10 protein-coding genes are annotated in these 13,223 nt (G+C 70.6%); 8 read left to right on the top strand and 2 right to left on the bottom strand.

Going from position 1 to position 13,223, the window contains the following annotated elements:
* Positions 1–76: 76 nt before the first annotated feature.
* Positions 77–970, bottom strand: coding sequence for a LysR substrate-binding domain-containing protein (locus ABZ928_RS19395; RefSeq protein ID WP_361520050.1), 894 nt, complete (start codon positions 968–970; stop codon positions 77–79).
* Between the two features lie 444 nt (positions 971–1,414).
* On the opposite strand from ABZ928_RS19395, the gene ABZ928_RS19390 reads away from it, so the two are divergent.
* The gene (locus tag ABZ928_RS19390) at positions 1,415–1,774 is read left to right on the top strand and encodes a DoxX family protein (RefSeq protein WP_361520047.1); all 360 of its coding nucleotides are present in this window, start codon (positions 1,415–1,417) and stop codon (positions 1,772–1,774) included.
* A 387-nt stretch (positions 1,775–2,161) separates the two neighbouring features.
* Here ABZ928_RS19390 and ABZ928_RS19385 read toward each other — a convergent pair whose 3' ends face one another.
* The gene (locus ABZ928_RS19385) at positions 2,162–2,479 is read right to left on the bottom strand and encodes an ANTAR domain-containing protein (RefSeq protein WP_361520044.1); all 318 of its coding nucleotides are present in this window, start codon (positions 2,477–2,479) and stop codon (positions 2,162–2,164) included.
* Between the two features lie 438 nt (positions 2,480–2,917).
* Between ABZ928_RS19385 and ABZ928_RS19380 the strand changes: the two genes are divergently transcribed.
* The 7 genes from ABZ928_RS19380 to ABZ928_RS19350 all read left to right on the top strand — a co-directional run bounded on the left by ABZ928_RS19380 (position 2,918) and on the right by ABZ928_RS19350 (position 13,007).
* On the top strand, positions 2,918–5,326 hold the full coding sequence (locus ABZ928_RS19380; protein WP_361520041.1) for a glycosyltransferase: 2,409 nt from the start codon (positions 2,918–2,920) through the stop codon (positions 5,324–5,326).
* A complete protein-coding gene (locus ABZ928_RS19375; RefSeq protein ID WP_361520038.1) occupies positions 5,323–6,846 on the top strand; it encodes a glycosyltransferase family 39 protein in 1,524 nt (507 codons plus the stop codon). The genes ABZ928_RS19380 and ABZ928_RS19375 overlap by 4 nt, the downstream gene beginning before the upstream one ends.
* A complete protein-coding gene (locus tag ABZ928_RS19370) occupies positions 6,843–8,099 on the top strand; it encodes an alkaline phosphatase family protein (protein ID WP_361520036.1) in 1,257 nt (418 codons plus the stop codon). Before ABZ928_RS19375 ends, ABZ928_RS19370 begins: the two co-directional genes overlap by 4 nt.
* The gene (locus tag ABZ928_RS19365) at positions 8,096–9,085 is read left to right on the top strand and encodes a hypothetical protein (RefSeq protein ID WP_361520033.1); all 990 of its coding nucleotides are present in this window, start codon (positions 8,096–8,098) and stop codon (positions 9,083–9,085) included. The genes ABZ928_RS19370 and ABZ928_RS19365 overlap by 4 nt, the downstream gene beginning before the upstream one ends.
* Entirely contained in the window at positions 9,082–10,176 is a 1,095-nt protein-coding gene (locus tag ABZ928_RS19360) for an endo-1,3-alpha-glucanase family glycosylhydrolase (protein WP_361520030.1), read from the top strand. Before ABZ928_RS19365 ends, ABZ928_RS19360 begins: the two co-directional genes overlap by 4 nt.
* Positions 10,173–11,663, top strand: coding sequence for a metallophosphoesterase family protein (locus ABZ928_RS19355; protein WP_361520027.1), 1,491 nt, complete (start codon positions 10,173–10,175; stop codon positions 11,661–11,663). Before ABZ928_RS19360 ends, ABZ928_RS19355 begins: the two co-directional genes overlap by 4 nt.
* Before the next feature lie 195 nt (positions 11,664–11,858).
* Entirely contained in the window at positions 11,859–13,007 is a 1,149-nt protein-coding gene (locus ABZ928_RS19350; protein ID WP_361520024.1) for a low temperature requirement protein A, read from the top strand.
* Positions 13,008–13,223 lie beyond the last annotated feature (216 nt).

Genomic DNA, 13,223 nt, shown 5'->3' with positions numbered 1-13,223 from the left:
GCCGGGTGCCGGGCCATGTCCCGTGAGTCCCCCCGGACATGGAGAGATACCCGATACGACCAGGACCACCGGATGATCACGACTTGATACGCCCTGGTCCGAGTCCAGCACCATCGCCCCAGTGGCGGTAGGCGGCTGTCGCGCTCTCGACGAAGGATCGGATCAACGGGTTGGTGTCACCCTCGTTCCACACCGCCACCACCCGGCTCGGCGCCATGTCGGCCAGCGGCACCACGGCCAACTCGGCGGGCAGGTCGTGCCCGAGCGGGGCCAGGCCGACCGTGCCGTTCCACAGCACGGCCTGCACGCATTCCTGGACGGCGCGCACCACCGGGCCCTCGCGCAGCCTGCCGGCATTCCAGTACGACTGCCAGATGGGGTCGGTGCCCCGCGGGAACTGGAACCAGCGACGGTCACTCAGCTCGGCCAGCCGCAGCCGCTCCCGCCCGGCCAGCGGATCATCGGCGCGCAGGACCACACCGACCGGATCGGTCCGCAGCACACGCACCGTCAGGGCAGTCTCGTCGAACGGCGCCCGAGTCAAGGCGACGTCGACCAGACCGGCGCGCAGCCCGCACGTCGGGTCGGTCAGATCGGTGTCGCGGATGCGGATGTCGATGCCGGGGTGGCTTCGGCGGTAGGCGGCGGCCAGCCTGGACATTCCCGGGTCGGTACCGTCGCCCAGGATGCCGACGGTGAGGTTCGCGGCGCCGGCCGCCGCGCTCACGCGCACACGGACACGGTCGGCATGGTCGAGCAGGGCCCGCGCCTCGTCGAGCAGCACCGTGCCCACCGGCGTGAGCGCGACGCCGGCAGGCGAACGGGCGAACAGCAGCGCCCCAACATCGGCCTCCAACCGCTTGATCGCCCGGCTCAGCGGCGGCTGACTCATGTGCAGTCGGGTGGCGGCCCGGCCGAAGTGGCGTTCCTCGGCGACCGCCACGAAGTAGTGCAAGGTCCGTAGCTCCACGCTGCAACGATACCCACGAAGTATCAGCGCTGCGGAATGGGTCTTGGACACCCGCAGGGCGTCGGCGGTGCACTCGTGAGCATGAACGAAGAAGCATGGAACAGCGAGCCGCAGACCGACCCCGCCGTATCGGTGGTCGGTCCCGGCGACGGCAGGACGACGAGGGCTTCCACAGCCTCTCCCACGCTTTCGCCGACCTGACCGACCAACCCGCCGTCACGCTCAGCGCATTCACTGAGCCCCTACGCCACCGAGCCCGCCACCGACCTCGCTCGAAGTCGACGGGACGCACGGCGGTCGCCCTCCTTGCCACCTGCGGAGCTGTGACGCTCCCGCCCTTCGGTGCACGAGTCCCTCGGGCGGCAGCCCGGGCCTTGCCAGGGCTCCCTGGCAATCGACGTAATCGACGGGCCGCCGCGAACCGGTGGCCCATGAACGGGAACCATGAACATCGCCTATTGGATCCTCGCGGGACTGCTCGCCCTCTTCTACTTCTACGCCGGCACGCTGAAGGTGATCCGCAGCCGGGAGCAACTCCGACCGATGATGGCCTGGGTCGACCGCGTACCCTTGCCCGCCCTCAGGGCGCTGGGGACGGTCGAAATACTCGGCGCGACCGGCCTGATCCTGCCACCGCTGACCGGCATCGCTCCCTCGCTCGCACCAGCTGCGGCCATCGGCTTCGTACTCCTGCAGACCGGCGCGATCGCCGTCCACCTGACCGGAGAAGACCGCCGGATCGCACTCAACGTCGGGCTCACCGCCACCGCGGCGGTGACCATCTGGCTGGCCACCAGGCTGTGATCGAGCACGGTCCTCGACTCGTGGAAACGGCCGTGGCGCCCACCGATGATCTCCCCGGCCCACAGGAACAACGCCATCGCCACAGCGTCCAGCAGATGCCGCACCAATGGATACGGCCCCACCCCCGCATCGCGTTCGAGCCGTCGAGGACGCCGTGGACTGATGTGGTCCCCGCCGAGGCGGGGGTGGTTCGGCCGTCTTCGCGAACTCCTTACACTCCGTACCCTCCCCTCTCGTCCCGCCAGGCGGCAGCTGGCCAAGACACGATGGTCCGCCCCGCGGTCGGCGACCTCGTGCGCGGCCGGGCGCGGGCAGCGGAACGTGTCGCCGGAGGTGAGGTGACGGTGCGCCTACGGGTGTTGGTCGGATCGCGACGCCTCGCGCGCTTCACATGAGCGGCTGGAACCCGAGGTCGTCCGTGAAGTCGGCCGCCACCGCCCGCACCTTGCGCCGCTGTTTGCGGGAGAGGCTGACGAGTATCTCGAAGGCGGTGGCCTCGTCGCAGCCGCGGCGGGCCATGAGTATGCCCTTGGCGCGCTCGATCAGGGCGCGCCCCTCCAGTGCCTCTCTGAGCTGGCGGTTTTCGACTCTGAGTGCCTCTACGTCGTCGATGAGGGCGAGTGCCGCACGCATGGCGTCCATGAGGGTGGCCGCAGGGTCCCGGCCCTCTCGGGGCGAGGGACCGGGTGGTCCGTCGTAAGACATGGAGGTCATGCTTGTCGCGGAATCACAGGTTCAGCAGGGGTTCTGAGAAGAATGCGGTGACTTTCACCTCCACGTAATCAAGGCGTAGATCTGGCTACGTTTGACCGTGACGAACGGGGTCGCAGTACACGCATGGGGCGCAATGCGATCGCATCAGGTAAACAGCAGGATAACTACCGGCGGATACAGGCCGAATGCCCGGCGAACGCGTCAACTCCGCTGCTAGCCTCTGGCATCCGCTCCTGACCGTGGAGCCCGGTGCGCGTTCGCCGTTGCATTGCGCACCTCTGGCACGTCCCGCACCTCCCCGCGCCGCGTCGAGACCGTACGCCCGCGAGGGTCACCGCTCACTCCTCCGCCCGTGTTCACGGGCGGTCGTCGGTGTCCGTCGCGCCGCTCGGCCGACGGCACGCGTTCTGGGGGGACTCCATGACGCACGTGATCGATTCCGTTTCGGCTGCCCCCGACGGGGTGCCGACGGGTGTCCGGGAACTCGGAGGCGGAGGCGACGGCAAGGCTGCCACGCCCCGGCTGACCGTCCTGATACCCACACGCGACGAGCAGGAGAGCGTCCCGCTGCTGCTCGACCGGCTCGGGCCGGCCCTCGCCCCGCTCGGCGCCGAGATCCTCTTCGTGGACGACAGCGACGACGCGACCGTCCAGGAGATCACCGCCCTCGCGCCGGACTGCCCCGTCCCCGTGCGGGCTCTGCACCGGCCCTCCGGACTGCGCAGCGGTGGTCTGTCGGGGGCCGTCGTGGCCGGGATCCGGGCCGCGCGCGGCGCCTGGGTGCTGGTCATGGACGCGGACCTGCAACACCCGCCGCAGGCCGCCGCACTGCTGGCCAGGACCGCGATGCGGGAGGGCGTCGACATCGCCGTCGGCACCCGGTACGCCGGGAACGGCCAGTCCGAGGGGCTCGCGGGCGCGGGCCGGCAGGCGACCTCGTCGTCCGCGACCCGCCTGGTCAAGGCGGCCTTCCCACGCCGATTGGCTACCGTCAGCGACCCGCTCAGCGGGCTGTTCGCGTTCCGCCGGGACGCGATCGACACCGAGCGGCTGCGGCCGGTCGGCTTCAAGATCCTGCTGGAGATCCTGGTGCGGCACCCGGCCGCCCGGGTCGCCGAGGTGGCGTACACCTTCGCACCCCGCGAGGCAGGCCGGTCGAAGGCCTCCGTCCGAGAGGGCCTGGCCTTCGTACGGCATGTCGTACGGCTGCGGCGCTCGGTGGCCGGCGGGCAGCGGCAGTTGGCGCGGATGGTCGCGTTCGGGCTCGTGGGCCTGTCCGGGATCGCCGTCAACACGGCCGCCCTGTGGCTGTTCTTCGACGTGCTCGGGGTGCACCACCTGGTGGGGGCCGCGCTCGCGACCCAGTTCTCCACCGCCTGGAACTTCGTCCTCACCGACGCCGCCGTCTACCGCAACGCACAGCGCAAGGGCAGCTGGGGCGGGCGGGCCGGTCGCTTCTTCGCGATGAACAACCTGCTGCTGCTCGCCCGGCTCCCGCTGTTGCAGTGGCTCGTCGTCGCCGGCGTGGGCGTCCTGACGGCCAACGCGCTCACCCTCGTTCTGCTCTTCGTCCTACGGTTCCTGATCAGCGACCGCATGATCTACAGCGGCGGCGAGAAGAAGGTCCGGCGGCGCGACCCCGTGAAGATGCTCGTCGACGCCGATGCCCCGACCGCGCCGGTGAGCAAGAAGCGGTCCGTGTACCTGCCCTACCGCTACGACGTCGCCGGGACCGTCACCATCGGCTCCCAAATACGGCTCCCCGAGCTGGAGTTCTTCCGCGCGCAGTGGATCCCCGACGCCGACGTCGACATCGCCGTACGCGTCGGAGACGTCGGGCGGCGCAGGCCACGCGGGCGGGCCGCACTGACCGAGGACCACAGCGACACGGCGGCACTGCGCTACGAGGAGCACCTGGGCCGCCTCGGCGCCAACTTCCGGGTGCGGCTGGGCCCACCGATCACGGTGGAGGTCGGCCCGCTGCTGGCCCGATCACCGCACGTCGTGTACACGAACATCGTCGAGGCACTGCTGCGGTTCGTGCTGATCTCACGCGGACGGATGCTGCTGCACTCCGCCTGCGTGGAGCTCGACGGACGCGGGGTCATGCTGTCGGCACTCACCGACACCGGCAAGACCGCGACCGTACTGCGACTGCTGCGCGAGCACGGCGGACGGTTCCTCTCGGACGACATGACGGTCGTGGACGCGACCGGGCGCGCCGTCTGCTTCCCGAAACCGCTCACCATCAGCGCGCACACCCTGCGGGCCGTGCAGGCCGAGGACCTGACGAAGAAGGAGTGGCGCCGGCTGAACCTGCAATCGCGGCTGCACTCCAAGGGCGGTCGCTCGATCGCGCTGATGCTGTCCCGCTTCAACCTGCCGATCATGGGCATCAACGCGCTCACACAGATCCTGGTGCCGCCGCCGAAATACAGCGTCGACCGCCTGGTGCCCTGCCGGCTGGGGTCGAGCACCGAGGTGCGGGACCTGTTCGTCATCGAGCGGGGTACGCCCGCCCTGTACGACCTCGACGACGACGTGGCCCTGGAGCGGATGCTGGCCAACACCGAGGACGCTTACGGCTTCCCGCCCTACCGCTATCTCGCCCCTGCGCTGCGCATCGACGGCCTCGACCATGCCGAACTGCGCGCCCGGGAGCGGGAGATCCTCGCCGGATTCCTGTCCGGTGTCCGTACCCGGGTGCTCGCCTCCGACTGCTTCAGCTGGGCCGACGAGATCCCGCGACTGCTGGCGGGCGAGGAACACCGTCCGACGGCGCGTACCGCCGCCGAGGCCTGGCCCCGGTGGGAACTGCAGGCCGGCTCGGCCGCATGACCGACCGGTCCGTGCTCCCCAGAGGAGCATCCCGCACCGCCCCGGCGCCGGCCCCCTCCGGCGCCGGGGTGCGGGCTGCCGCACCCCTGACCGCCGTACTGCTGCTGGCGGCCTTCCTGCGTCTGTGGCAGCTCACCGCGACCGGCTTCAACAGCGACGAGGCGGTGTACACGGGTACGGCGGCCTCACTCGCCGGGGACGGCCAACTCGGCTCGCTCTTCCCGGTGTTCCGGGCGCATCCGGTGCTGTTCCAGTCACTCGTGTCGCTGGCGCTGCGCGTCCACGAGAGCGACTGGGCGGCGCGTGCGGTGCCGGCGCTGCTGGGTGTGGCGACGGTGGCGGTGACGTACGGGCTGGGGCGGCGGCTGTACGGGCGGCGGGCCGCGCTCGTCGGGGCGCTGCTGCTGGCGGTAATGCCGTACCACGTCGTGGTCAGCCGCCAGGTGCTGCTGGATGCGCCGATGACACTGTGCGCGACCAGCGCCCTGTACTGCGTGGTGCGGTACGCCGAATCACCCTCCCCGCGCTGGCTGCTGGCGGCCGGCGGAATGCTCGGATTCACTGTCCTGGCGAAGGAGACCTCGATCGTCTTCCTGGGGTCGCTGTACGCGTTCTTCGCACTGACCCCGGCCGTGCGCACCCGCTGGCGGCATCTGCTGCCCGCGCTGGGCGTGATCGGGGTGGTGGCGGTGGCCCATCCGCTGTCCCAGCTGCTGGCCGGGCACGCGCGGGCGGGCGGGAACTACCTGCTGTGGCAGATGTTCCGCCGCGCCAATCACCCCTATTCCTTCTACGGCCGTGAAGTGCCGTGGGCTGTCGGGCCGTTGGTGGTTGCGGCGGCCCTGGCGGGGCTGGTGTGGCTGCGGCGCGAGAACACCTGGCGGGAGCGGCTGCTGGTGTGCTGGGTCGTGGTGCCCGCGCTGTTCTTCACGGTGTGGCCGGTGAAGGGATTCCAGTATCTGCTGCCCGTGGCACCGGTGTTCGCGGTGCTGGCGGGGCGGACGCTCACCTCGTTCCCCCGGGTGGACCGGCTGCAACGGGTCGCTGCGGCTTCGGCGATCTGGCTGGTCGTGGTGTCGCTCGCGGTGCCGTGCTGGATGCGGATCCAGCCGCAGACGAGCACCCGCTTCCTGGCCGGGACGGGCGGGCTGCCGGGCGGCCGGGAGGCCGGGCTGTGGGTGCGCGAGCACGCGCCGGAGGGCTCGCGGCTGCTCGCCATCGGGCCGTCCATGGCCAACGTGGTGCAGTACTACGGCTTCTGCCCGGTCTCCGCGCTCTCCGTCTCGCCCGACCCGGCCCGCCGCAACCCCAGCTACCGGGCAGTCCCGAACCCGGACCGGGCCCTCAGGGACGGCGACTTCCAGTACCTGGTGTGGGACGCGTACACGGCCCGCCGTACGCCGTTCTTCACCGCCAAGTTGCAGGGCCTGGTGGGGCGTTACCACGGGACGGCGGTGTTCACGGCGCGCAACGGGGACGGGGTGAAGGTGGTCGTGATCTACCGGGTGAGGGTGTCATGAGGGTGCTGCTGGTGGCACTGGTCCTGCTGCTGACGGGCAGCGGGACAGCGATGGCAGCAACTCCCCGCCCCCGTACACCCGTTCAGCACTTCGTCTATCTCATGCAGGGTGACCGCACCTTCGACCACTACTTCGGCACCTACCCGGGAGCCGACGGCCTCACCGCAGGGATGAGTCAGCCGCGCGATCCGGCGCACCCGGGCGCAGGCACGGTGGCGCCGTACCCGCTGCACGGCTCACCGCCCCTGTCCCCCGGCGCCGGGCCGCGCCTGGTGCGGCAGCAGTACGACGGCGGGCGCATGGACAACTTCGTCGGCGCCTTCGAACGGCAGGGCCGGGACGGACGCGTGGCCATGGGCCACTACGACCGCCGTGACCTGCCCTTTTACTGGAACGCCGCCGACCGCTACGAGCTCTTCGACCACTTCTTCGCGTCCTCGCTCGACGGCACCCGCGCCAACCGCGCCCACTGGGTCACGGGCACACCGGACCTGAGCGGAGCCACCGTCTTCGACCGGCTCGAAGAGGCGGGTGTGAGCTGGAAGTTCTACGTCCAGAACTACGATCCGAAGCAGACCTACCACTCCCCCGACGACCTGACCACCCAGACTGTCCGCGTCCCGCTCCTCGACATTCCGCGCTTCGTCGACAACAGGCGGCTCAGCGCGCACATCGTCGATCTCGGCGAGTACTACCGGGACTTGGACCGCGGGACGCTGCCCTCGGTGGCGTTCGTCGCGTCGTCGGGCGCGGGCGAGCGGTCGGCACGCTCGGTGCCGGCTGGACAGCGGCTGGTGCGGGAGCTCGCCTCGCAGCTGATGGTCAGTCAGTACTGGTCGTCATCCGCACTGTTGTGGTCCTACGACGGCTCCGGGGGCTGGTACGACCATGTGAAGCCGCCGGCCGGGCGCGGGCTGCGGGTGCCGGCGCTGCTGGTCAGCCCCTATGTGTCGCGAGGGAAGGTGCAGCACGGGCAGTTCGAGGCGGCCAGTGCGCTGCGGTTCGTGGTGGACAACTGGCGGCTGCGGCCACTGGGCGGCCGCACTGCGCAGGCTCGGAGTCTCGCCGACGCCTTCGACTTCTCGGCGCCACCCCGGCGCGCCGAGCTGATTCCGGCGGGGGTGCGGGAGGCGGCGCTTCCGGTGGCACGGCGGCCCTCGCCGGTGCCCGTGTACGCGGTGTACGGGGCCGCGTCGTTGCTGGTGGCAGGGTTGCTGTGGGGGGCGGTGCGGCCGAAATGGCGTACGTCGTGAGGTGGTTGGTGCTGGTCGGGGTCGTGCTGGTGGGGCTGGCGCCGAATCCGGCGGTGGCCGTCACGACGGTCACCGTCACGGTGCGGACGACGCCCCGGCTCGCCGGTGTGCCGTTCACGTTCGACGGGCGGACGGCGGTCACCGGGGCGGACGGGACGGTGAGTTTCACCGGCGCGCACGACTTCGCGGGGCATGCGCTGGCCGTCGACGACCATGAACTGGCCTCGGAAGAACGGCAGTTCACGTTCTCCCGGTGGGCCGGGCAGCGCGATCCCGACCAGGCGTTCCGGCGCACGGTACGGGGGCTGCCGCTGCGTCGGGACTACACGGTGACGGCGGCGTTCACGGCCCGCTTCCGGGTGACGGTGCGCTGCGTCGACCAGGACGGCCGCGCCGTACCCCGCGACCGGGTGCCGTATGTGAGCGTGCGCAGCGACACGGGACACACCCAGCGGCTGCCGGTGGGGCAGCCGGTCTGGCTGGACGGGCTGTTGCCGGTGTACCGCAAGAGCGTGCTGACCTCACGCAAGGTCGGATACGCCTTGCTGTCGGCGGACGCGTACGGCACGAACACGGTGGACGCCGGGCGGCAGCGGTTCCAGCCGGCGTCGGCTCAGGAGGTCGTCTTCATCACACCCTTCCACGACCTGACGGTGTCGGCGCGGGACGCGGTGTTCGGGTCGGCGGCCGGGCGGGGAGTGCGGATCACGCTGCCGGACGGGTCGGTGCGGGAGGTGACCTTCGGTGCGGGCCGGGAAGCGACGCTGAAGGATCTGCCGCACGGGCAGTACGAGGTGGAGGTGACCGGCGGCCAGGGGTTGCGAGCTGTGCAGCAGGTCCGGCTGTCACGGACGCAGAGCACGCAGCTGAGAGTGGTCAGCCGGGCCGATCTGGCGTTGGCGGCGGGCACGGCGGGGGTGCTGGCGGCAGGGCTGCTGCTGGTCGGGCGGTGGATGCGGCGACGGCGGGGTGGTGAGCGCGGATGAGAAGACCGGGGCTGCTGGCCGTGCTGGTACTGGTGCTGGCGGGGCTGTTCCCGGCGTCCGCGAGTTCGGCCGAAGGGCGCCGGGTGCCCCTGCTGGCGTACTACTACCAGTGGTTCGAACCGTCGTCGTGGCAGCGCGCGAAGACCGACTACCCCCGTCTGGGCCACTACTCCAGCGACGACGCCACCGTGCTCCGCACACATGTCGACTGGGCGAGGTCCGCGGGCATCGACGGTTTCGTGGTGAGCTGGAAATCCTCGGCCGTCAACAACCGACGGCTGCGGCTGCTGCTGGACGTGGCGCGGGCGCGAGACTTCAAAGTAGCGGTCATCTATCAGGGGCTCGACTTCCAGCGCCGGCCTCTCGCCACCGACCGGGTCGCCGCCGACTTCCGTCTGCTGTACGGCCGTTACGCCCGCGACCCGGCCTTCTTCCGCCTCGACGGCAGGCCGCTGACGGTGTTCAGCGGCACCTGGCAGTACTCGACCGCGGACATCGCGCGCATCACCGGGCCGGTGCGCAAAGGGATGCTGGTGCTCGGCACCGAGAAGAACCCGCAGGGCATCCGCAGGCTGGCGCAGGTCACCGACGGGGACGCCTATTACTGGTCGTCGGTGAACCCGGACACGAACGACCGGCACACCACCAAGCTGCGCGCGATGGCCGCCACCGCACACGCGGCCCACGGCTACTGGATGGCGCCGTTCGCCCCCGGCTTCGACGCCCGCCTGGTGGGCGGCACCAAGTCGGTGCCACGGGACGGCGGCCGGACGCTGCGCACCGAGTACGCGGCCGCCATGGCCTCGGCTCCTGACGTGCTCGGGCTGATCAGCTGGAACGAGTTCAGCGAGAACTCGCATGTGGAGCCGTCGGTCCGGCAGGGCACGCAATCCCTGGACGTGCTGCGCGAGTTGCGCGGCATCCCCGAGTCAGCCTCGCCGTCAGCGCCCTCCTCCGCGGCCCGTCATGACCCGCTCGGCTACTGGCCGGGTCTGCTGCGGATCACCGGCTGCGCGGCGCTGCTGGTGGCCGCCGTCGCGGCACTGGCCCGGCTGCGCGGGATCAGAATGAGAAAGGAAGAAGGAACATGACCAGAAGAATCCCTGCCCAGCACCGCAGACTCTCCTTGAAGCACGCAAGCAGCGCCGTGTTCGCCCTCGTCCTGGGGGCGGGCACGGCGCTGTCGTTCGCCCCGGCGGCGCACGCCGAACTGCCGGGCGCCGACGCACAGTTGACACGCGCCCCCTACCTCTCGGACGCCACGACGACGTCCGTCCAGGTGAGCTGGGCGACCACGACACAGAGCCGCGGCTCGGTCCGCTACGGCCCCCTGGGCAACTGCGCGGCGAACACCGCCACTTCCCCGACCCTGGGCAGCCCGATCACCGTCGACTCGACCCGGGAGTACGCCAACTCCGTGACGGTCACGGACCTGAGCGCCGGCACCACCTACTGCTACCGCGTCTACACCGCATCCGGCACGGACCTGCTGGGCACCCTGCCGACCCCGAACTTCACCACGCCCGAAACCGCGGGCTCCACCACGCCGTTCACCTTCGACGTCCTCGGCGACACGGGCGAGACCACCAACTCCGGCGTCGACGACGGCTCACTGAATGTGAACCAGGCGAACGTGATGAGCCAGATCGCGGCGAGCGGTGCCCGTTTCGTCGTCCAGACCGGCGACAACACACACCCCGGAACCTCGCAGACCCAGTACGGCGACCTCAACCAGACGGGCGCGGACGTCAGTTCATGGTTCGGGCCGTCGTACTGGACGCAGCCCGGCATGCGCATTCCGCTCCTCGGCACCGTCGGCAACCACAGCATGACCAACACCTATCTGCAGGTGTGGAAGCAGTCGGCGCTGGCGGCGGCCTCCGGCGGGGTGTGGGCGCTGGTGGACTATCCGTCGTACCTGGGCTCGAGTCCGATCAGCTATCCGACGACGTACTACGCCTTCACCACCGGCGGCGTCCGCTTCTACCTGCTCGACACCGCGTGGGGGAACTCCAACACCGGTGCCGCCACGGGCGGTTCGTGCGGCTCGCACTGCGCGATCTACGAGCAGGACGCGCACGCCCACTGGCAGGACGGAACCGCCGAGTACGAGTGGCTGAAGGCCGACCTCGCCGCCCATCCGGGCGTGCCGAAGTTCGCCTTCTTCCACTTCCCGCTGCGCTCGGACAGCGCGAGCGAGCCGAGCGACACCTTCCTCACGGGCGTCGAGCAGACCCTGCTGGACGGCGGCGTGGACCTCGTCTTCAACGGCCACTCGCACCTCTACCAGCGCAACACCCCGGGTACGGGCCGGATCGCGTCCTATGTCACCGGTGGCGGCGGGGCCGATGTGCACTCCGTCGGCGAGAACGGCTGCTCGGCCACCGACGCCTACGGCATCGGCTGGTCCTACAGCCGCAACCGGGGTTCGGCCTGCGGTGCCGCGTCGGTGCCCACGGACGACGCGCAGGTGTACCACTTCCTGAAGGTGACCGTGGACGGCACCTCGGTGACCGTGACGCCGACGAACTCGCTCGGTCAGACCTTCGACGTGCAGACGTACACGGTCACTCCGTGACTGATCGCCCGGTGGCGCCCCGACGGGGTGCCACCCGAGCGTGGGCCACGGCATGAGAGGGAAGCGCAACAACCATCTTTGGCCATAGCCAGTGGGTTATCGTTCCGCCGGGGGCGATGGGGCGCCCCGGTAGGGGGAGTTGTGGTAGCGAATGGCGGGGGGTCGCGGCTGGTCGCGACCGAGGGCGGCCACCGAGTGACACCGGCCGAGCTCTTCTTCGACTTGGTGTTCGTGTATGCGATCACTCAGGTCACAGCATTGATGGCGGCCGACCCGAGCGGGTTGCGGCTGCTCGGCGGGATGGTCGCGCTGGCGCTGCTGTGGTGGTGCTGGTGCTGTTTCGCCTGGCTGGGGAACGTCGTACGGGCCGACTCCGGCGCGATGTTCACCGTGCTGGTGTCGGTCATGGCCGTCGTCCTGATCGTGTCGCTGACCGTGCCCGAGATCTACGACGACGCGCCCGGCGGACTGCCCGCCCCTCTGGTCTTCGTCCTGTGCTACGGCGCCGTCCGCGTCCTTCACCTGGTCACGTACTGGCTGTCCGACCCCACCGATCAGGCACTGCACCGCGTCCTGCGTCGCACCGCCCTGCTCTCGGTGGCCCCGCCGTTCGCCCTGCTCCTCATCGGTGCGGCGTTCACCGGCACCACCCAGATCCTGCTCTGGCTCGCCGCCGTGGTCATCGACTACCTGGGCATCTTCCTCACCGGAAAGTCGGGCTGGCGGGTCGCCTCACCCGGCCACTTCGCCGAACGCCACGGACTGATCGTCATCATCGCCCTCGGCGAGTCGATCGTCGCCATCGGCGTCGGTGTCTCCGGCTTCGCGCTGAGCACCCCGGTCGTGGCCGGTGCCGCCCTGGGGCTGCTCGTTTCCGCGGGGCTGTGGCGCCTGTACTTCCGTCAACTCGCCGAGACGGTCGAGCACCGGCTGACCACCGTGACCGGCGACGACCGCACCCGCCTGGCCCGTGACGCGTACACCTTCCTCCACCTTCCCCTCGTGGCCGGAATCGTCCTCACCGCCCTCGGTATGAAGAAGGCCCTCACGCAGATCGCCGACACCGGCCACTACGACCTGACCGACCCCCTCCACGGTGTCGTCGCCTGGGCCCTGCCCGGCGGCGTCGGTGTGTTCCTCCTCGCCTCGGCCGCCCTGCTGTTGCGCACCACGAGCCACCGCTCCCCGCTCCTCCTCGCCGGCGGAGCCGTCTGCCTCGTCGCCGGACCCGCCGTCACCCTCGCCCCCTCTCTCGTCGCCCTGGCCCTCGTGGCCGCGCTCGTGACCGCCCTGGTCCTCGTCCAGGACACCGCCGACCGGCCCCATGTGACCGCCGCCGACTGATCCCCGGGCCGGTCGGCCCCTGCGCAGCTCCCTCAACCGCCAGGGGCGGCATGTCGTATGACGGAACGTCCGTGTGCGGACGAGGAAGACAGAAGCGCACGCGAGTGCCTACGGCGGTGAGGGGAGCCGACGGGCGGGACAAGGGCCGCAAGCAGTTCTCACAGCGGCTGGGACAGCGGAGTTAACGGTCGCCGCGGTGCCGCCGCTACTGGCGGG

Origin of the sequence: Streptomyces sp. NPDC046909, assembly GCF_040644695.1 — a bacterium.
GTDB lineage: Bacteria > Actinomycetota > Actinomycetes > Streptomycetales > Streptomycetaceae > Streptomyces.
The sequence above is the reverse complement of the archived record's forward strand: the minus strand, read 5'-3'. Positions and strand labels throughout refer to the sequence as shown.

What these genes read in the sequence shown, in the direction of transcription:
- ABZ928_RS19390 (WP_361520047.1), top strand. Translation starts at nt 1,415, where the DNA reads ATGAACATCGCCTATTGGATCCTCGCGGGACTGCTCGCCCTCTTCTAC.
- ABZ928_RS19385 (WP_361520044.1), bottom strand. Translation starts at nt 2,479, where the DNA reads ATGTCTTACGACGGACCACCCGGTCCCTCGCCCCGAGAGGGCCGGGAC.
- ABZ928_RS19375 (WP_361520038.1), top strand. Translation starts at nt 5,323, where the DNA reads ATGACCGACCGGTCCGTGCTCCCCAGAGGAGCATCCCGCACCGCCCCG.
- ABZ928_RS19370 (WP_361520036.1), top strand. Translation starts at nt 6,843, where the DNA reads ATGAGGGTGCTGCTGGTGGCACTGGTCCTGCTGCTGACGGGCAGCGGG.
- ABZ928_RS19360 (WP_361520030.1), top strand. Translation starts at nt 9,082, where the DNA reads ATGAGAAGACCGGGGCTGCTGGCCGTGCTGGTACTGGTGCTGGCGGGG.
- ABZ928_RS19355 (WP_361520027.1), top strand. Translation starts at nt 10,173, where the DNA reads ATGACCAGAAGAATCCCTGCCCAGCACCGCAGACTCTCCTTGAAGCAC.